Origin of the sequence: Corynebacterium sp. KPL4072 (assembly GCF_037908395.1) — a bacterium.
Lineage (GTDB): Bacteria > Actinomycetota > Actinomycetes > Mycobacteriales > Mycobacteriaceae > Corynebacterium > Corynebacterium kefirresidentii.
In genome coordinates this window covers 18,127-36,841 of sequence record NZ_JBBMGE010000005.1, presented here as the reverse complement: position 1 = coordinate 36,841, position 18,715 = coordinate 18,127, and the positions used below count along the sequence as shown (strand labels likewise).

Here is an 18,715-nt window from a genome sequence, read left to right as displayed (position 1 = left end):
TTGTCACTATGCAAGAGCTGCTGCATGCGCGACTTTCTGCACAGTTGCAGAGAGACTCTAGTCTAAGCGAGGCGGACTATGCGGTCTTGGCGGTGTTGCATCGCCGCCGCAAAATTCATACCCGTCCGCACGAATTGGGGACGGAACTACGATGGGAAAATCGCGCCTGCATCGACAGCTGGTGCGCATGGAATCACGAAAATTAGTCTCCAGGCGGGAAGCACCGGAACTTGGGCCTCGAGCCATTGAAGTCACTGTGACGGAAAAGGGAAGTGCCGCCTTCGGTGCGGCAATAGCGCGCCACACCGCCGCAGTTGATGAAATCGTGGTGAGCACCCTTAGTGACGAAGACCTACAAACTTTGGGGGAAATTTCTCGGAAGTTGTTGCGTGGGATTGATGAGCAGGGCGCTGGAGAGTTCGCTTCTGAAGCCTAACCGCGTATGCAAAAGGCACCCGCCATGACGGCGGGTGCCGGGGAATATTAGCAGGGCGCAGCCTAGGCAATTTTAAGGACGGTGCGTCCGTGGTGGGTGCCCTCTAGAAGGGACTTGGATTCCTCGACCACGTCCGAAAGTGGAATCGTTGTGGTCAGGGACTCAAGAATGGAACGGTCTAGCTTCCGAGCCAAGAGCTGCCAAGCGTTCTGGCGGTAGTGCAGTGGGGCGTCTACGGAATTGACGCCGGCAAGGTGTACGTTGCGCAGAATGAACGGCAGCACGGTGGTGGCAAGATCCGGGCCGGCGGCCATACCGGTGGAGGCGACGGTGCCGCCCCAAACCGTGCGAGCCAATACATTGGCCAAAACGTGGGAGCCGGAGGTATCGACAGCACCGGCATAGGTTGCCTTCTGCAAGGGTTTTCCGGCCTCGGCGAACTCGGCGCGGTCCACAATGGTGTGGGCACCGAGCTCGTGAAGGTACTGGGAATAGTCATCTGGACGGCCGGTCATGGCGTGGACCTCGTACCCGGCATTGGACAGGAGGTTCACGGCGATGGAGCCGACACCGCCGGTCGCGCCGGTGACCAGAACGGGGCCATCGGGAAGCCCGCGCAAAGAGTTGACGCACAGTGCAGCGGTATAGCCCGCGGTGCCGACAGCGGCTGCCTGCTCAGCGGTGAAGTCTGCGGGGAGCGCGACCGTGGCCTGGGAGTTAACGCGCTGCTTCGGGGTGTAGCCGCCGTGGCGGAATTCGCCAAGGCCATCACCGAAGGAGGCAACCAGGGTGCCTACCGGTAGGCGCTCTACGCTGGACTCGGAAACGGTGCCGACCACGTCGATGCCCGGGACAAGTGGGCTGGTGCGCATGACACCGCGGTCGCCCGCGATTGCCATGGCGTCCTTGTAATTCAGGGAAGAATAAGAAACATCAACGGTAAGGTCGCCTTCGCCGAAGAACTCTCCCTCTTCAAAGGAGGTCGTGACGGTTTTATCTTCGTTGCGAGTTACTAGTAGCGTGCTCATGCTCACCATCGTACGTTAAATGTGATGCAGGGATTCGACAGCGAATCTCCCGGGAATTTTTCAGACAGGCTTGTTAAATTGGGCATTATGACGACGACCACTGGATCCACCCGCACTTCGCACCAGGTAAGGGCGCAAGGCGCGCCTTCCAAGCGCACGTTGTGGCGCAGTGCTGGCGTTGCCTGCGTGGTCGTTGTGGTGGCTATTGCCGTAGCTACAGTGGGCAAGCCGTTTATTGATATTCCCGGCGTGCTCGATGCCTCTGCACATGCCCGCCGCAGCCTGGATCTGCAAATGTTCAACGGCTTTAATAACCCTCATCCGTGGTGGGGACCGTGGACCAATACCTTGGGCAATATAGCGCTCTTTTTCCCACTTGGCGCGTGCTTGGTAGTGATGGGGCAACATTCGCGCCACGTCCGCTTTGGCCGTGGCGGAACCATCCTTCTAGCCATGGCGCTCAGCTTGGGCATCGAAACTACCCAATATCTATTCTCACTGGGCTTTAGCGATGTCGACGATGTGGTTTTCAATACCCTTGGAGCGGCCTTGGGCGCGTTCCTAGTTAGCCGCAAGAGCGCACAGGCGCAGCTGCGAGCCGTCCGCGCTATCGGCTGGATGGCGGCTTTGGGCTTGGGTGCCCTCGCCGCCGCGATTGTGGCCGGAGTAATTGTCTAAGTACCCAGGCTGACGCGGTGCCCGAAATTAAACATATCGAGGGAATCTCCCTCTTCGAGGCACTCAAACATACCGGCGGCGTCGGTGGGAACTATGCCGGTGACCTGTGATACCCCGTAGTCCTGAAGGAGAATAGGGGCCAGAGGCGTTGAGGGCCCCAAGACTACATTGAAGGACTCGCGGGAGAGCTCGAGCAGGCGGGGCGCGGTCTTATTAACAAAGGCGGAGCCGGTAATGAAGACATAATCGCACTCGGGCAGTATGTACTCGGCGGCGGAATCGGGGTAGTCGCCCTCATTGAGCGAACGCTCTAACATATAAAAATCCGCCGCCTGGTTGAGCGCCTTAGGCGCAAAAGGGAAGTGGCCAATGACGGCGACCTTCTTACCCGCGACGGCTTCGCGGAAGGGACCGAAGATGTGGGGCCAGGGGGCGTCGGCAAGCGCAAAGCCATGTTCATTGGCCACGGAAGGCGTGGCGTAATAGGAATTGAGCGCAGCCATGCCGAAGGACGCCTCTGAGAAATTCCAACTCTTGGCCAGCTGTGCGATGGCACGTAAGGGAACGCCGGAGTACTCAGCGCTCATCTGGGCGGGGCGGGAGGTTGCTGACATGGTCATGGCCACGCCGCAGCTAGGACTTTCGGTGTAAACGCGGGTCCACCGCGGGTTTTGGGCAGCGCGGGAGACCACTATGTCACGGGGAATGGCATCGATGAGGTCATCGTAGAGATCCCAGGCGGACATGAATAAACCAGCTTTTCCTTATTGTTTGGCACTGCTTGTGAGGAGGCAGTTTAGTCGAATAGGTGGGGAGTACCCTATAGCTTTAGTCACATATATTCGCAACGGCTTGCGCAGTCTGTTTAGCAAAGGGGCTTACCCCAGTAATGGTGGCGGAGCCGGGTCCGGTCCAGGTGCCGTAGCCTACGAGGAAGAGACCGTCGACGGCGGGGGAGGTACCATCAAGGAGCCCGCGGATAGGCCGGAGAGCAGGCCGGAAACCGGTGCACCAGATGAGATGGTCCGCGTTGACTTCAGCAAGAGAAGAAAACATGGGGGTGGCCTGCAAAAGCCCAGAATCCCGTGCCCGCAGGACAGGTGGAACCATCACAATATCGCCCAAGTTGGAATCCGCGCCGGGGTCTGGCTCGCCGCGCAGCATTGCGTTGAGGCGGGCGCGATTGCGCTGAAACAGGACTCGACCATCAACATCATCGGGCATCCACCGCGGGGAGCTGCGGGTGTACCAGGTTGTCTCTACGCCGGAGAGTAGGAGCTCGGCCGCGATTTGGGCACCGGAATTGGCCGCGCCCACGACCGCCACGGTAGATTCGGCAAAGTCCGCGGGGCCCGGATAGAAGGCGGAATGCCATTGCCTTCCGCCAAAGTTGCCGGGGTAGTAGGGGATAAAAGGTGCGGACCACGTGCCCGTTGCCGCTACGACCGTGCGCGAGGTGAGTTTCTCTTCCCCCGCATAAACGTGGAAGTACGCGCCGTCATGGGTCACCTCATCCACTGTGACTGGCCGACGAATGGGCAGTTCATAACGCTGCTCATAGCGTGCAAAATAATCAATAACGTGGCTGGCCGGTGGAAAGCCCTCGTAGTGGGGCATGGGCCATCCCGGCAGGTTGGAAGAGGCCGCATTGCTAAAAAGCGTCAGGGAGGGCCAGGTATGGCGCCAGGCTGCGCCAGGACCGGATTCTGCATCCAGAAGGACAAAATCTAGGCCCTTCTTGCGCAGGTAATAACCCACCGCGAGGCCTGCCTGGCCGGCACCAATGACTATGCAGTCCAGCATCAAATGAGCTTTCTCTCTCGTGCCACGGTCACCGCGGCGGTGCGGGTTTCCACGCCCAACTTTTGGAAAATATGGATGAGGTGGGTCTTGACCGTGGCCTCGGAAATGAACAGCTGCTTGGCTAGCTCCTTATTAGAGGAACCGCTAGATAACGCCCGCAAGATTTCCAGCTCGCGGGTGGACAGTGATTCTTGCGGTCGGCCTACACGCTGGGCGAGGAGATCCACAACCTCCGGCGCTAGGGTGCGGCGGTGCGCGGCGGTATTGAGGACGGCTTCGTGCAACGCCTGCTCGGGGGAGTCTTTGAGCAGGTAGCCCATCGCGCCGGCTTCCACGGCGGCGAGGATATCGGCCTGCGTGTCATAGGTGGTCAAGATGAGCACGGGCGGGCCGCCGGCGTCTACTACGCGCTTGGTGGCTGCGATGCCATCCACGTCGGGCATCTGGATATCGCAGACTACAGCGTCTACCTGCGGGGCATCTGCAGTAAAAAGCTTATCCACATCCGCGCCGGTGGAGCCCTCCATTACTACCTCGACATCGGAGAAGGTATTGAGAATGGCGCGCAGGCCGGCGCGGATCACTGGGTGATCATCAATAAGCATGACATTAACCATTGCTTCGCTCCTTCAGCGGTATACGGACGGCCAGGGCGGTGCCTTCGCCCGATTCTAGGTTCATAGTGCCGCCCACGCTCTCCACGCGGTCGCGCAAGCCGGTAAGCCCGAAGCCATGATCCTTATTATCCCTGCTAGGGGAGGCGGTTACGCCGCATCCATTATCAACAACGTCCAGGGTGACAGCATCTTCGAAAAGTCCGAGCGTGACCACTGCACGCGAGGCGTGGGCGTGTTTGATGACGTTATTGAGACCCTCCTGCGCGGCCCGCACAATGACCTTTTTGATCTGGGCAGGCACCTTGCCGCTGCCGGAGACCACCAGTTCAAAGGTGGTATCTTCGCCCAAGGCTTTCACGCGGCTGCGCATTTGGGATAGCAGGGAATTGAGCTGGGTTTCCAGCCGCTCATCGGGGCCGGCGAGCTCCCGGACAAAGCGGCGGGCCTCGGCCAGATTCTCGCTGGCGACTTCCTCGATAATTTCCAGCTGCTCCTCTTTGGTTGCTGGATCAGTGGTGCCGCGGGCCGCACGGGAGAGCAGCAGAATAGAACTAAGACCTTGTGCGACGGTGTCGTGAATCTCGCGAGAGAGCCGCTCGCGCTCCTCCAGCCGGCCGGCTTGGTGCTCGCTTGCGGCTAGCTCGGCCTGGGTTTCGCGCAGCTGCTTGGCGATGTCCCTATGGTGCGCCGCCTCCGCCTGCAGTCGCCGCTGGATGAAAAAGACCGTGGCCGCAAAGGCGGTACCGATAAGCGGTCCTACCGCAGCAGCGATGGTCCAGCCCTCAGGATGTAGCCAGGCGGGGATGAAAGCGGCAGCCGCCCACAATATGGCGATGGAGACCAGCCCAGGCACGGTGGGCAAGGCGCGCAGAAAGACAAAAATAAGTGGGAACTCCAGCCACATGAAATCCTGCGCATGGACCATCAAGCCCAGCCAGAGGAGGCAAAGTCCACCCAGCCACAGCCACGTGGGCAACCAGCGTTGTGCGGCATACACCACGGCGAGTGCGATGGCTAAGCCAATAACGCGGGCATCGAGCCGGCCGTCCACGTAGGCACGCGCTACGCCGAAGACCAGCAGAAACGCGAACATGGCGTGCAAACCATAGACCCATAATTTCTGTCCTTTAAACACAACCACCCAGGATATCCGCGCAAGGGTGGACAGTGAATCAACCACTTGGTTGACTAGAGGTTCAGCGAGCTGGCCGATTACTTCTGACCTGCATAAAGCGAATATAGAAGTATGTTTCTAGCAATCAGAGAAATCACCACAGCGCGCGGCCGTTTCGCGCTCATTGGCGGCACGGTTGCGCTCATCACCCTTTTGCTCGTGATGCTCTCCGGCCTAACGGAGGGCCTTTCCAAGCAAAATACTTCCGCTTTGGAGTCCCTGGAAAAGGAGTACCCGTATATTTCCTTCTCTACCGAGGACCCCTCCTTCAGCGAGTCCGCGATGCATGCCGGCGATATCGCCAGCGACGGTATTCCCCTCGGCGCGGCGCAGACCAAGCTGGAGGGTCACGGCGGCGTTGCCGTCCTCAGCTTGCCAGCCGGCACCCAGGTTCCGGGCACCGATAAGACCATCCCAGAGCAGGGCGTGCTCCTGCCAGATTCCATCGATGCGGCCGAAACCGTCCCCCTAGGCGGCGCCGACTTCTCGGTGGAGGGCACCGTCCCGGAGACCATGTACTCCCACTCTGCGGTGGTATGGGCTTCCACCGAGTCTTGGCAGCAGATTAGCCACGCCCCGAAGGGCGTGGTGGGCACCGCCGCACTGTATAAGTATGAGGTTCCCGGCTCCGTCAAGGTTTCCAAGTCCTTCACCGGTCTAGCGGGCTATCAGTCTGAACGCGGCTCGCTGCTTACCATGCAGGGCTTCTTGTACGGCATCTCCGCGCTAGTCACCGTCGCTTTCTTGACCGTATGGACCATTCAGCGCACCCGCGACCTGTCTATTTTGCGCGCGCTGGGCGCCACCGTGCGCTACCTGCTGCGCGATGCCCTGGCACAAGCCGCCATCATCTTGGCTGCCGGCACCATCCTGGGCGCTGTCGTTGGGTGGGCGCTCGGCGCGCTCGCCTCCGGCACCGTTCCTTTCGATGTCTCTTTGCGCAGCATTGCCGTTCCTGCGGTTGGTATTTGGGTCCTCGGTATGGCCGGCGCCCTCGTCGCTACCCGCCGCGTAGCTAAAGCCAACCCACTCGATGTACTTGGAGGAAACGCTTAACATGTCCACCATTCTTGATATTCGCAATGCCACCGTGACCTACCAGGACGGCGAGACAACCACTACCGCGCTTGCCGACGCCTCCCTCAAGGCCGAATCCAATAGCCTGACCGCCATCGTGGGTGAGTCCGGTTCTGGTAAATCCACGCTACTATCCGTAGCCGCTGGGCTGATCACCCCGGATTCTGGTTCCGTACAGGTAGATGGCACCCGGTCCATCATCTTTCAGCAGGCCAACTTGCTGTCCTCGCTCAATGTGCGCGACCAACTATTGATTATGGATCACATCGCTGGCCGCAAGCTGCGCCCACAGCGCGCCGATGAGCTATTGGACTTTGTGGGCCTGGCAGGTATGGGAAACCGCCGCATGGGCCAGATGTCTGGCGGCCAGCGCCAGCGCGTCAATATCGCTCGTGCGCTCATGGAGCAGCCAGACCTGCTGCTGGCGGATGAGCCTACCTCCGCGCTCGATTCTCACCTTTCCCAGGAGATCATCCGCCTTTTGCGCGATGTCACCCAAGAGATGAAAACCGCCACCGTGCTGGTGACCCATGACCGTTCCCTGCTGACCTTCGCTGACCGCGTGGTTGAGGTCAAAGACGGTCACGTTTCCGAGCAGGAGAAGGTTTCCGTGCTCAGCTAGCGCCGCATCACTAGCAACCTTGCGATTGCTTGGGGCACCGCCGCGGCAATCTGGGAGGCAGAGCAAATCCCAAAGCCGTCTGGGGTGTGGGCGGCAATAGCGGCAGCGTGTTGGTGTATGGCTGCGGCGTGCAAAATCTCCGCAATGATCCCCTTCGCATCTACCTCAGCAAAATTCAGCTGGGCTAGCGTGGCGCCGAGGATGCCAGAAAGCACGTCACCGGATCCGGCGGTAGCTGCATAGGAGTGCCCCGCGTTCATGCCATAAATTTCCTGCCCGGGGGCCGTGACCGTGGTGATCCGGCCTTTGTGCAGGATAAAGCAGTCGAGCGCTAAGGCAAGCTCCTGCAGGCGTACGCCTAAACCCTCCGAAAGATCGAGTGCGCGGCCAAGCGTAGCCGTATAGAGCCGCTCAAATTCCCCGGCATGCGGGGTAAGAACCGCGCAAGGATGATCGTGTACAAGTTTGCGCAGGTCCTCATTGCTAGCCAGCACCGTGAGCGCGTCCGCGTCGATAACTGTAGGCAGCTTGCGTGCCAGCACAGCCCGTAATTCCGCTGCCGCTTCCGGCCCGGTGCCTCGTCCTGGGCCTACTACCCAGGCTTGAGCATGGACCTTTTCTTCAGCGCTTGCATGGGGCACTACCTCCGGCAGGCTTGCGACCACAGAGTCATTTCCTACGACGCGGACCATGGAGGGGGTGGCCCGCACCGCGCCCGTGGCGGCGAGTATGCCCGCGCCGGGAAAGGTAGTGCTGCCAGCGCATACCGCGGTAACCCCACCGGTGTACTTGGTGCTTTTTGCCCCCGGCGTCGGATCCAGAATTGGCCCCGTGCAGCCCACCGGCTTTGGGGCGGTAACCAGGCCTTGGTCACCTGTGAGTACCGGCTCGGTTGGCCACTGATAGGGCAAGGGGATGGTGGGTTCATTGGCGATATGGCCCACCGGTTCTGCGGTGGCAGACAGCTCTTCTGCAAAAGAGCGCGGCGCGCCTGGCAAGAGGAGATCGCAGAGCACCACCGCGCCGCATTCTGGGGCACAGACGTGTCCGGCGCGGGCCCAGCCAAAGCTGATGGTCACGTCCGCTTCCACCGCATCGGTCGCAGCCACACCGGTATCGGCGTTAATCCCGGAGGGAATATCCACCGCGAGTACTGGAACTCCACGTTTTTTGGCTTCGGCATAGGCGCTGAGCGGGGCACCGGAAAGGCCGCGGGTGGAGGAGAGGCCGGCGACGGCGTCGATAAGCAGATCGGCATCCCCCAGACTGTGCACAATGGTCCCGCCGGCTGCGGTAAACGCCTGCAGTGCGGGTTCGTGGGCGCTATTCGCCGCGAGGATGGCCTCGACTGAATAACCATCCTCCGCCAGGAAAGCGCCAGCGTAGAGGCCATCGCCGCCATTGCCGCCTGGGCCGACGAGGATACTCACTCGCCGCCCAGGGCCGAGCATAGCTGCGGACGTGGCTGCTACGCCGCGCGCGGCCAAGCGCATGAGCTCATCGGCAAAGTTTTGCTGGGCTAGAAGGGAATCCTCCGCCGCACGGACGGCAGCAACGCTATAGGCATATCGCATGCCCGCCAGGATAGGCCTTTAAGGAGCCGGCTGGCAGGTCGGACACCAGAATAGGTTGCGTCCCTCCATGACTCTTTCCGCCACTGGGGTGCCGCACACATAGCAGGGCAAACCGGCGCGGCGATAGACATATACCTCCCCGCCATGGTCGTCTTTACGCGGTTCGCGCCCCATGGCTTCGGGAGAATGCTCGGGCCGAACCGTATCGATGCGGCCGTGCTCCACCCCGTACTCCATTAGCTGCACTAGGTCGGCCCACGTGGCGTCAAAGGTTTCACGGGAAACGTCGCGGCCAGGCAGGAAAGGGGAGAGGCCATGGCGAAAGAGGGTTTCTGCGCGGTAAATATTGCCCACGCCGGCATAGAGGTGCTGGTCCATCATCAGCGAGCCAATGCTGCGTCGCGATTTGTGCACCTTGGCCCATAAGGCCTCCACATCGGCGTCTGGGCGCAGCGGATCCTGGCCTACCTTGGCCAGTTGTGCGCGGTACTCCTCTTCTGTAAGCAAGCGGCAAAACTGTGGTCCGCGCAGGTTGGCGGCCTCGGTGCCATTATCAATGCGCACCCGAATCTGTCCGCCGGTCTCCTCGCGGGGCTCGAAGCGCAGCTTGCCGATGAGCCCTAAGTGAATATAGAGGATATGGCGCGGATCCGGAGCGGTGAAGTGTACAAAAAGATGCTTACCGTAGGTTTCGGCCAGCTCGATGCGCTCGCCATCGAGAATCTCCGCCTCCGCCGCGAAGCGCCCCTGCGGGCTGGTCACGCGCAGCGGCATACCGCGATAATCCGCGTTGAATTTATTGGCTAGGCGGTGGATGACGTGACCTTCAGGCATAGAAGCCAGTCTAATCGGGAAGAATTTTCGGCCAAACCTGCCGCTAACCAGCCCACTTATTTGGGAGGTGATAATAGCGTAAACTCGAAATGCGGAATGATTTAACTCAGGGGAAGGCTTTCAAATCATGACGCACAAAATCGGCTTTGACCGCGAGAAATATATCGAGCTGCAGTCAAAGCACATTCACGCCCGCCGCGAGGAAATCGGCGGCAAACTCTATTTGGAGATGGGCGGCAAACTTTTTGACGATATGCACGCCTCCCGCGTGCTGCCGGGTTTCACCCCGGACAATAAAATCGCGATGCTGGAGCGCATCAAAGAGGACGTAGAAATCCTCATTTGCATCAATGCCAAGGACATCTCCCGCCAGAAGGTGCGCGCCGACCTAGGCATCCTCTACGAAGATGACCTGCTGCGCCTTGTAGATGTATTCCGCAGCCGCGGATTCTTGGTGGAAAACATCGTCATGACCCAGCTGGAGGAGGGAAACTCCCAGGCCGAGGCCTTCATCGAAAAGGCAGAGCGCCTTGGCCTCAAGGTGGCCCGACACCGCGTTATCCCTGGGTACCCCACCAATACGGACCTAATCGTGTCCGAAGAGGGTTTTGGCCGCAATGAGTTTGCGGAAACCTCCCGCGATCTTGTCGTTGTCACCGCGCCGGGCCCTGGCTCCGGCAAGCTGGCCACTGCGCTCTCGCAGGTTTACCACGAGCACCAGCGCGGCAATAATGCTGGCTACGCTAAGTTTGAAACTTTCCCTATCTGGAATCTCCCCCTAGAACACCCCGTGAACTTGGCCTATGAGGCCGCCACGGTGGACCTCAACGATTCCAACATTATTGACCACTTCCACCTGTCCGCCCACGGCGAATCCACCGTGAATTACAACCGCGATGTGGAAGCATTCCCGCTGCTGCGCACGCTTTTGGAAAAGCTTACCGGCACCACCCCATACCAGTCTCCGACGGACATGGGCGTGAACATGGCCGGATTCTGCATTACTGATGATGCCGTGTGCCGTGCCGCCGCCCAACAAGAAATCATCCGCCGCTACTTCAAGGCGCAGGTGGAAGAAGCTCGTGCGGGCTTGGGCACCGAGCAGTCCGAGCGAGCCGCGGTCATCATGGCTAAGGCCGGCATCAAGGTTGAAGATCGCCCTGTGGTGGCGCCTGCTCGCCAGCGTGCGGAAGAAACCGGTGAACCCGCCTCCGCTATGCAGCTGCACGACGGCACCATAATCACCGGCCGCACCGCGCCCTTGCTGGGCTGCTCGGCGGCGATGCTGCTCAACGCGCTGAAGCACCTGGCGGGCATCGATGACGATATCCACCTGCTGTCGCCCGAGTCCATCGAGCCGATTCAAACGCTTAAGACCAAGCACCTGGGTTCCAAGAATCCACGCCTGCATACCGACGAGGTGCTGATCGCCTTGTCCGTGTCTGCGGCGAAGGATGACAATGCCCGCAAGGCGCTGGAGCAGATCAAGGAACTTGCTGGTTGCGACGTCCACACCACCACCATCCTGGGTTCTGTGGATGAGGGAATCTTCCGCAACCTTGGCGTGCTCGTGACCTCTGACCCAGTCTTTGCCCGCAAGAAGGCGCTGTACCAGAAGCGCTAGGTTCTGCGTATTAGAGAGTCGGCCCTTTCAGCTTGTGCTGGAGGGGCCGCAGTCATATAAGGAAGAGCTACAAGATTGGGGATCTGCGCAGCTGCGGGCCTAAGATTAGGGCGTGACTATTGGCAAAGTTCTCCTATATTACTGCTTTACCCCCATCGAAGATCCCACCGCAATCATGCTGTGGCAGCGCACCTTGTGCGAGTCCCTGGGGCTCAAGGGGCGCATCCTCATTTCCGAGCACGGCATCAACGGCACCGTTGGCGGCGATATGGAAGCCTGTAAGCGCTACGTCCGCCAAACCAAGGAATACCCCGGCTTTAAGCGCATGCAGTTCAAGTGGTCCGAAGGCGGCGCGGATGACTTCCCGCGGCTTTCGGTCAAGGTGCGCGATGAAATCGTGGCCTTTGGCGCGCCGGGCGAGTTGAAGGTGGATGAAAACGGCGTCGTTGGCGGCGGCGTGCACCTCAAACCAGAAGAAGTCAATAAGCTGGTAGAAGAACGTGGCGAGGAGGTCGTCTTCTTTGACGGCCGCAACGCCATGGAAGCGGAGATTGGCAAGTTTAAAAATGCCGTCGTGCCCGATGTGAAAACCACGCATGATTTCATCGAGGAAATCGAGTCCGGCAAGTATGACTGGATGAAGGATAAGCCGGTGGTGTCCTACTGCACCGGTGGCATTCGCTGCGAAATCTTATCCTCGTTGATGAAGAACCGCGGCTTCAAAGAGGTCTACCAGATCGATGGCGGCATCGTGCGCTATGGCGAAAAGTACGGCAATGATGGCCTGTGGGAAGGCTCCATGTATGTCTTTGACAAGCGCATGCACCACGAGTTTGGCCAAGGACTCCAAGACCCCGGCTTTATCCAGCTGGGCCACTGCGTGCACTGCGGTAAGGGCACGAATACCTTCCACAATTGCATCAATGAAGATACCTGCCGCCAGCAGGTACTCATCTGTGATGACTGCATCCAGCACGTAGAAACGCAGCATTGCGGCCGGCCAGATTGCGCCGAGGTGGCAGCAAAATTCGTCGACCAAGATTCGAGGTCTTGATTAGAAACTGCCAAGTGCTGTCGAAACAGGCGTGAGATCGGGAGAGGCAACGCTCGGCAGATGCTTTGCTTCGGCGCAGGGTGGGCTGAGCGTTAACTAAAAAGTTAATAGAGTTTTACCGCCATTTTACTTGCTGCAAATTACTTTCAAGTATGTTGATTTTTATAGGTTCCGGCTTTGACCGCTGCGTTGCAGGATCGCACGTATCGGTGGCAGGCGGGCCGAAGGCTTTCACATTCGACTTGAGGAGTTTAATTTTATGCTCAGTTTTAAGATGAAGGGGGGCGCGTTGCCGCAGCTGCACTCGTTGCCCTAGGTACGATTTCTGTCGCGGTTCCGTCCGCCGTTGCGGCTGAACAAACTAATGAGGCGGTCAGCGCGGTTAGTGACGCTGCTGGAAAAGAAGTGGCTCCTGAAATTGCGAAGAATTTGAATGAGTGGGCAGCATCGCAGGATCTTGATCTCGATGCCGAATTTCAAGAGGAACCTGTAACTATCTCTACCGAGACTCAAAAGGCCCTTGCTGATAAGCACATTGTAATGTTCAACCGCGCAGGGATTGAACCCCCACCGGGTTATGTGTATGACCCTTCAAAGGGAAGCCTGAATGACTATTGTACGAAGTCTCCGGATCAGTTCCCCGCTCCCGGCGACAACGCTGATTTCTCTGGTGCATGTGCAAAGCACGACATGTGCTATGGAGCCCATAAGGATCCCGGTGAGCGTGTGGGTTGCAATGTTCAACTAAATAAGGACATGGTTCATATTTGCAAGAGCGTCTATCCAAATGCCGCAGATCCGCGTAGGGGAGGCTGTCTTGCGACTGCAGGAACCTATTTTGCTGCCGTGACTGCAGCTCATCCTAGCCAGTGGAACCCTACGATTTCGGGATAAAAGAAGCAAAGGAGAGTAACTATGGCAAGTGGAAAACTCCGTCCGGTTTGGCCTGAATTGGTGGCGGCTGTCTTAGGGGTGGCTCTCGTTCTTATGGCCCCAGTCAGAATCGGTTGGATCGGCACTGTGGTCATTTTTCTGTCTGTGGTTTCCGCAATTACCACGTTAATTCTCTCGAAACAGTCCGCGAAGGTCCAGTTTATAGGAATGATTATCGGCATCATTGCGATTGCAGTCGGCCTGTTAATCGGTTCAAAGGGCGATGGGGAAACTGCGATCTTCTCGCCGGCCCTTGTTTGGGTGTTTGGTGCGGGACTAGTGATGTCGACCCTTTGCACCTTGATAGCTCGAAATTTGAAAGTTAATTCAAAGCAAACAGCTTAGGATTTTGAGTCTTTTCTCCGGCGGCCTCGTCTACCTATCGAACATAGTAGGCGGGGCCGTACTCATGCTTGCTGGACTGGCTGGTTAGGTGTTTGTAGGGGACAGTGGATTCAGAGAGTTAAGGCCGGTCTTGGAAAGTCAGTACCTATGACTGGTTACGATCAGCAAGTAGTGTAAACGCATTTGGCAGCCCAGGTAGCCAAGCAGGAGAGCTAGTCGCGCGCCGCTTCCTTGTGGAAGGAGTCCCACCACCATTGCTGCCATGCGGTGGCGTGGGGGTTGCTGGGCGGATAGATAACGCCACTGGGTGTGTGCAGTTCGGTCACCGGGCTGATGCCGTGGAGCGAGTTGAGGAACCACAGGGGGCACTCGGCGGCGAGCTCGGGGGTGATGGGGCGCGTTTCGGTGTGAATTCCAAGGTCTGAGGCGCGCCGGGCAACTTGGCGCAGCGTGATGCTAGGCAGCGCCAGCCCGGTGGGGAGGATGAGCGTTTCCCCATCCCAAGCGACGAGCGCGCCGGTGGTGGTCTCCACCATGGCGCCGGAGGAATCCACGATGGCGGTGTCATCGGTACCGTCTGCTTGGTATTCGGCGCGGAAGCCTGCCAGCGCTGGGAAGTCGGGGCCCTTGACCAAAGGCTGCGTGCGCGGGTCCGGGGCTTGCACATAGGTCAGCCGGGTGGTTCTGCGCGCAGGGGGTGCGGGTCGAATATCGAGGCGCAGGTGTCCGCCGGCTAGCGAGATGCGGGGAAAAAGATCGCCGGGGGCGAAGCGCTGCAGCATCGCGGGCACGAACCCGGCGGGAAGCGGCCCCGCCACCGACTCGAAGCGCCGGAGGTGAAGGCGAAGGGCGTTTGAGTGGGCGTCGGCAAGCATCCGCCAAGAATCCGCCACGTCAAAGGGGCCGGTGTGGGCCTGGCTTGGAATGAAGCTGCTTTCGTGCCAGAGGTAGGTGCTCATTGCCACGCTCCCAACACGGATTGGGCCTTGAGGTTGCGCTCCTCCAGCTCGGCGGCCGGATCCGAATCCAAAACGATGGCCCCGCCGGCCCCGATAGTGACCGCAGCGCCCGCGCGTAGGGCCGTGCGGATGACCACGCTGAGATCGGCTTGCCCATCGAAGCCCAAGTAGCCCACCACGCCGGAGTAGACCCCGCGCGGGCCGGTTTCGAGCTGATCGATGATTTCGCAGGTGCGCAGCTTTGGCGCGCCCGTCATCGAGCCGGGAGGAAAGGTGGCGCGGAGGGTATCGATCGCAGTGGCATTGGCGCGCAGCGCTCCGGTAATGGTGGACACCAATTGATGGACCGTGGCATAGCTTTCTACCTGCATCAACTTCGGTACGCGCACGCTGCCGGGCTCGCATACCCGGGAAAGGTCATTGCGCAGCAGGTCGACGATCATGAGGTTTTCGGCGCGCGTCTTCGGGTCCGTGGTCAGCAACGCCGGATCCTGGTCGGCGGAGATAGTGCCCTTAATCGGCTTGGCCTCCACCTCACGGCCGCGCACGGTGAGGAAGCGCTCAGGCGAGGCGCTGCAGACTTCCACGCCATCGAAGACGAGGTGCGCGGCATAGGGAGCGGGATTGTGTGAGCGCAGTTGGGAATAAAGCTCCCCCTCGGCCCCGGCCGAGTAGGTATCGGTTAGGCAGACTTCGTAGCTCTCCCCGGCGTGCAGGAACTCCTGAGCGCGCTTAATCCGCTCCAGGTAGTCGGGGCTGCGCCAGGCGCCTGCGCTTAGCGACGCCCTGCGGCCCTCCCCAGTCTCCTGTGGTTCATCCGTACTCAAGGCGGCTTCTAATCGGTCCAGCAGTTGCTCGGCGCCGTCGCCAGCCAGGCAGCACAGATGCGCTGTTTCTTCCTGGTGGTCATAGACCATAAAAGACTGCGGCCGCACAAAATAAGCATCCGGGTAAGGGGAGCGGTGGCTTAGCTCAATGGGCAGGGTGAGCTGGGCGCACTCATAGCCTAGGTAGCCGATAACCCCGCCGGTGAAAGGAAGTTCTGGAGCGTTGGCGATGCGGGTAGCGAGCTCGCGGTCCAAGAGGGTAAGGATATCGGGGGCGTCACCAAGCCTATAGCGGAAAGAACGACTCAATGCGCCAGCGGTATCTCCGAGGATGGAGTAGCGCCCGCGCGGATCCGCGGAGTCGAGGAAGAAGGCATCTTTTCCTTCGGCGCGCAGGGTAGCAAAGACCTGCGGGCAGTCCACCGCGCCGGGAACCTCGCGGTGGAGCAGGCGGAACCCACCCAGGAAGTTGCGCATAATATCCCGGCCGTGCTGGGTAAGCACCGACTCCGGGTGGAATTGCACGCCCCAGTGCGGCAAACCATCGACCTTGAGCGCTTGAATGACGCCATCCTCGCTGCGGGCATGAACGGTGATACCGGGGACCTCGTCAATCTGCAGGGAGTGGTAGCGCACTACCTCGAAATTTTGCGGGATTCCGGCAAAAATACCCTCGCCCGAGTGGCTAATAGTGGAGACAAAACCGTGGCGCGGTTGTGGTGCACGAGAAACCTGAGCGCCGGCCAAGAGGCCCAGCCCTTGGTGGCCAAGGCATACGCCCAGCACCGGAATCTCGGCCGCCGCTGCAGCGGTGATGATGGCTCGGGCAGCACCGAAGTCCTCCTCCCGCTCAGGCGTGCCCGGACCGGGAGAAATCACCACATGAGAAAATTCGCCGGCACGGACGCGCTCGGCCAGCCCTTCCGCCTCGCCGGCAGCAATAACGAGTGGGTGACGCCCGTCTACCTCTGCAATGAGGTGAGCCAGGTTGAAGGTATAAGAATCGTAATTATCAAGCAGGAGGATCATCGGGAGGGGGGGAAGTTTTCTATGCGGCAGCCGAGTCCATGAGAAATAGCTGGATATCGGTAATGGTCCAGAGCATGAAATTGCAGGCCATCACCCAGAAAATGGCCATCCAACTGCGCCAGCGCAAATAGCGGTGCAGCTTGCGCACCATGATGATGGCGCAGCCAATCATGCCGAAGAAGGGAATGATCGGGGTGGTCAGGCTAAAGAAGGTGCGCTGCCCATCGGTGCAGAGCCACGTAGCGGTGCCATCTTCGCATAAAGGACCGCCCATAAGCCTAGCGGCGAGCGCGACCGCGAAGCCATAGAGCGCGGAGATGACAAGGACTGCGAGCATGTACCAGACGGCTTGCCGGGTAGAGCGGCGGTTAGCAGCGGCAATCTCTAAAGGATCCGGCTCATCGGCCAGCTCATCGAAACTCTGCGGTTCAGGGCGGCGCAGATTGGCATAGTCAGCATCGGATGTCAGATCGTTTTCGGGATGCTTTGGTCGCTGGCTCATACCCCAATCCTAACCGCAGGCTGGGTGGACCAAGATGGGCACCCGAATATGCGGCAGCAGCTCCGTGGCAGTAGAACCCAAGAATACGCGGGCGATGGGGCCTTGCGGGGTGGAGGCCATAAGCATGAGATCGCCCTTTTTCCACTTGAGCGAATCCACTGCGCCGCCCCAGCCGGCACCGGAACCAATTTCAGAGGTGACATCCAGCTCTGGGAATTTCTCCTGGATGCAATCGCGGGCGCGATCCAGCATGGCAAGGGAATCCTCGAGCCACTCTGCCGCCAGCTCGAGCGCCATATCGTGCTTATCCTTCGACGGGGTACTGAGCAAGCCCTTTGCCGAGAAAGCCAGCAGGCGCAGCGGCAGGTTCCAGCGATTGGCAAGCTCGGCTGCGGCGAGCATCTCATGATCTTCGCGCGGGCTGCGTTCAGTAATGGCAAAGTTAAAGCGGGTGACGCCGTGCTTGGACAGCTTTACCTTGCGAGGCACCAAGCCCAACGGTTGAGGAGAATAATGTAGCAAGGTATCGGCCGTAGAGCCGGCGAAGAAACGCCCCTTGGGTGCGGCCTGGTTGGGCCCCAAAATGATGAGGTCTGCCTCGAACTTCTTGGCCATTTCCGTCAGCAGATGGGGGCGCGAAGGGCCGTCGACCAATAGGGAGGGTTTCTCATCCCAGCAGCTACGCGGCACTCCGGCCTTATCGAGGGCGGCACGGGTAGCGGCGGCACAGGCCTCCTTTTGTCCTTTAAACCATTTTTTATATTTTCCGCCCAGTTTGCTGAGGGAAGTAGTAGTCCACGGCTGGAATACGGTAGAGATGACGCGTACCTGGATATCAGCGGTACGGGAAAGCCACGCGGCACACTCGAGTGCCTCGGTGCCGGAGGAAGAGGGGCTCCAAGAAATAAGGATGCGAAGTGGCTTTTCAGCCGAGCCCTTGCTCAGGGCTGGGAGATGTCCATCGGAAATATCAGTTGCCATACTGTACGAACTAGTGAGAGATTACGGTTTTCGCTTCTCTCAATTATCACGTTAAGCCGGAGAAAAATGAAATCACCGCGGGCAAAACTAGCGCTGTTCGCCGTTCATTGTGGGGCGATAGACATCTGCAAGCTTGGAGATGACAGTGGCTACTTCATTCGCGGTATCCAAATCTTCAGGCTCTAGCCACCGCATGATTTCTGCCAAGGCCGAGGCGCGCTGCTGTGAAACGATGGCGAGTTCAGATTCGCCCAATTGCGTCAGCGCTACCAGGACACCGCGGCGGTCTTCCTCATCGCGGTGGCGTTCCACGTAGCCGCGGCGCTCTAGCTGATAGAGCGCATTAGAGGCGGTGGGCATGCGGATAAGCTCTGCCTGCGCGATGGTGGATACGCGTGATGGGCCCCGCATACGCAGCTGGTTCATGATGGATACCTGGGAGGTGGTCAAAGAAGAGCCCTCTGCCGTGCGCTGGAAAATAAGGATGAGCTTATTGAGCGCCGGTTGGATGGAACGCGCGACCTCGACGGCATCCTCGTATGTAGACGGGGATTGAGCGGGGCCCTTCTCCTCATGTTGCTGCGTCATAGAAAACGATTGTATAGCTCGTTTTCTCTG

At 59.4% G+C, this 18,715-nt stretch carries 20 protein-coding genes; 8 read left to right on the top strand and 12 right to left on the bottom strand.

Annotated features, from left to right (window positions below; all coding sequences use genetic code 11):
* Nucleotides 1–151 precede the first annotated feature (151 nt).
* Nucleotides 152–436 carry a MarR family winged helix-turn-helix transcriptional regulator gene (locus WMP97_RS06310; protein WP_340440066.1) on the top strand — a complete coding sequence of 95 codons (285 nt, stop codon included), beginning with the start codon at nt 152–154 and terminating at the stop codon, nt 434–436.
* 62 nt (nt 437–498) lie between these two features.
* Here WMP97_RS06310 and WMP97_RS06305 read toward each other — a convergent pair whose 3' ends face one another.
* The gene (locus WMP97_RS06305) at nt 499–1,473 is read right to left on the bottom strand and encodes an MDR family oxidoreductase (protein ID WP_340440065.1); all 975 of its coding nucleotides are present in this window, start codon (nt 1,471–1,473) and stop codon (nt 499–501) included.
* 78 nt (nt 1,474–1,551) lie between these two features.
* On the opposite strand from WMP97_RS06305, the gene WMP97_RS06300 reads away from it, so the two are divergent.
* Complete coding sequence (locus WMP97_RS06300) at nt 1,552–2,142, top strand: VanZ family protein (protein WP_301716710.1); 591 nt, start codon at nt 1,552–1,554, stop codon at nt 2,140–2,142.
* Here WMP97_RS06300 and WMP97_RS06295 read toward each other — a convergent pair.
* The 4 genes from WMP97_RS06295 to WMP97_RS06280 form a co-directional block, all read right to left on the bottom strand.
* Complete coding sequence (locus tag WMP97_RS06295; protein WP_301732866.1) at nt 2,139–2,888, bottom strand: DUF364 domain-containing protein; 750 nt, start codon at nt 2,886–2,888, stop codon at nt 2,139–2,141. The genes WMP97_RS06300 and WMP97_RS06295 overlap by 4 nt on opposite strands.
* Nucleotides 2,889–2,970: 82 nt before the next feature.
* Nucleotides 2,971–3,945: an NAD(P)-binding domain-containing protein gene (locus WMP97_RS06290; RefSeq protein ID WP_301716712.1), complete on the bottom strand. Its 975-nt coding sequence runs from the start codon at nt 3,943–3,945 to the stop codon at nt 2,971–2,973.
* Nucleotides 3,945–4,562 carry a response regulator transcription factor gene (locus WMP97_RS06285; RefSeq protein ID WP_340440064.1) on the bottom strand — a complete coding sequence of 206 codons (618 nt, stop codon included), beginning with the start codon at nt 4,560–4,562 and terminating at the stop codon, nt 3,945–3,947. The genes WMP97_RS06290 and WMP97_RS06285 overlap by 1 nt, the downstream gene beginning before the upstream one ends.
* Nucleotides 4,555–5,703 carry a sensor histidine kinase gene (locus WMP97_RS06280; RefSeq protein WP_316330832.1) on the bottom strand — a complete coding sequence of 383 codons (1,149 nt, stop codon included), beginning with the start codon at nt 5,701–5,703 and terminating at the stop codon, nt 4,555–4,557. The genes WMP97_RS06285 and WMP97_RS06280 overlap by 8 nt, the downstream gene beginning before the upstream one ends.
* A 105-nt stretch (nt 5,704–5,808) precedes the next feature.
* Here WMP97_RS06280 and WMP97_RS06275 point away from each other — a divergent pair, with 105 nt between their 5' ends.
* Both WMP97_RS06275 and WMP97_RS06270 read left to right on the top strand, forming a co-directional pair.
* The gene (locus WMP97_RS06275) at nt 5,809–6,792 is read left to right on the top strand and encodes an ABC transporter permease (protein WP_340440063.1); all 984 of its coding nucleotides are present in this window, start codon (nt 5,809–5,811) and stop codon (nt 6,790–6,792) included.
* A gap of 1 nt (nt 6,793) precedes the next feature.
* On the top strand, nt 6,794–7,435 hold the full coding sequence (locus WMP97_RS06270; protein WP_301716716.1) for an ABC transporter ATP-binding protein: 642 nt from the start codon (nt 6,794–6,796) through the stop codon (nt 7,433–7,435).
* Here WMP97_RS06270 and WMP97_RS06265 read toward each other — a convergent pair.
* Together WMP97_RS06265 and WMP97_RS06260 are read right to left on the bottom strand one after the other, a co-directional pair.
* A complete protein-coding gene (locus WMP97_RS06265) occupies nt 7,432–9,009 on the bottom strand; it encodes a bifunctional ADP-dependent NAD(P)H-hydrate dehydratase/NAD(P)H-hydrate epimerase (RefSeq protein ID WP_340440062.1) in 1,578 nt (525 codons plus the stop codon). The two genes, WMP97_RS06270 and WMP97_RS06265, sit on opposite strands and share 4 nt — an antisense overlap.
* Nucleotides 9,010–9,027: 18 nt before the next feature.
* On the bottom strand, nt 9,028–9,843 hold the full coding sequence (locus tag WMP97_RS06260) for an Fpg/Nei family DNA glycosylase (protein WP_259825417.1): 816 nt from the start codon (nt 9,841–9,843) through the stop codon (nt 9,028–9,030).
* A 127-nt stretch (nt 9,844–9,970) separates the two neighbouring features.
* Between WMP97_RS06260 and WMP97_RS06255 the strand changes: the two genes are divergently transcribed.
* From WMP97_RS06255 to WMP97_RS06240, 4 genes are all read left to right on the top strand, one after another.
* Entirely contained in the window at nt 9,971–11,467 is a 1,497-nt protein-coding gene (locus WMP97_RS06255) for a DUF1846 domain-containing protein (RefSeq protein WP_340440060.1), read from the top strand.
* A 112-nt stretch (nt 11,468–11,579) separates the two neighbouring features.
* Nucleotides 11,580–12,521 carry an oxygen-dependent tRNA uridine(34) hydroxylase TrhO gene (gene trhO / locus WMP97_RS06250; RefSeq protein WP_340440059.1) on the top strand — a complete coding sequence of 314 codons (942 nt, stop codon included), beginning with the start codon at nt 11,580–11,582 and terminating at the stop codon, nt 12,519–12,521.
* A gap of 405 nt (nt 12,522–12,926) precedes the next feature.
* On the top strand, nt 12,927–13,415 hold the full coding sequence (locus WMP97_RS06245; RefSeq protein ID WP_340440058.1) for a hypothetical protein: 489 nt from the start codon (nt 12,927–12,929) through the stop codon (nt 13,413–13,415).
* A gap of 21 nt (nt 13,416–13,436) precedes the next feature.
* Nucleotides 13,437–13,799: a hypothetical protein gene (locus WMP97_RS06240; protein ID WP_340440057.1), complete on the top strand. Its 363-nt coding sequence runs from the start codon at nt 13,437–13,439 to the stop codon at nt 13,797–13,799.
* A gap of 212 nt (nt 13,800–14,011) precedes the next feature.
* On the opposite strand, the gene WMP97_RS06235 is transcribed toward WMP97_RS06240, so the two are convergent.
* The 5 genes from WMP97_RS06235 to WMP97_RS06215 all read right to left on the bottom strand — a co-directional run bounded on the left by WMP97_RS06235 (nt 14,012) and on the right by WMP97_RS06215 (nt 18,685).
* Nucleotides 14,012–14,758: an aminotransferase class IV gene (locus WMP97_RS06235; protein ID WP_340440056.1), complete on the bottom strand. Its 747-nt coding sequence runs from the start codon at nt 14,756–14,758 to the stop codon at nt 14,012–14,014.
* On the bottom strand, nt 14,755–16,614 hold the full coding sequence (locus WMP97_RS06230) for a chorismate-binding protein (protein ID WP_340440055.1): 1,860 nt from the start codon (nt 16,612–16,614) through the stop codon (nt 14,755–14,757). Before WMP97_RS06230 ends, WMP97_RS06235 begins: the two co-directional genes overlap by 4 nt.
* Nucleotides 16,615–16,633: 19 nt before the next feature.
* Nucleotides 16,634–17,116, bottom strand: coding sequence for a hypothetical protein (locus WMP97_RS06225; RefSeq protein WP_340440054.1), 483 nt, complete (start codon nt 17,114–17,116; stop codon nt 16,634–16,636).
* A gap of 9 nt (nt 17,117–17,125) precedes the next feature.
* Entirely contained in the window at nt 17,126–18,097 is a 972-nt protein-coding gene (locus tag WMP97_RS06220) for a universal stress protein (protein WP_239206486.1), read from the bottom strand.
* A gap of 87 nt (nt 18,098–18,184) precedes the next feature.
* Complete coding sequence (locus WMP97_RS06215; protein ID WP_049359192.1) at nt 18,185–18,685, bottom strand: MarR family winged helix-turn-helix transcriptional regulator; 501 nt, start codon at nt 18,683–18,685, stop codon at nt 18,185–18,187.
* Nucleotides 18,686–18,715 lie beyond the last annotated feature (30 nt).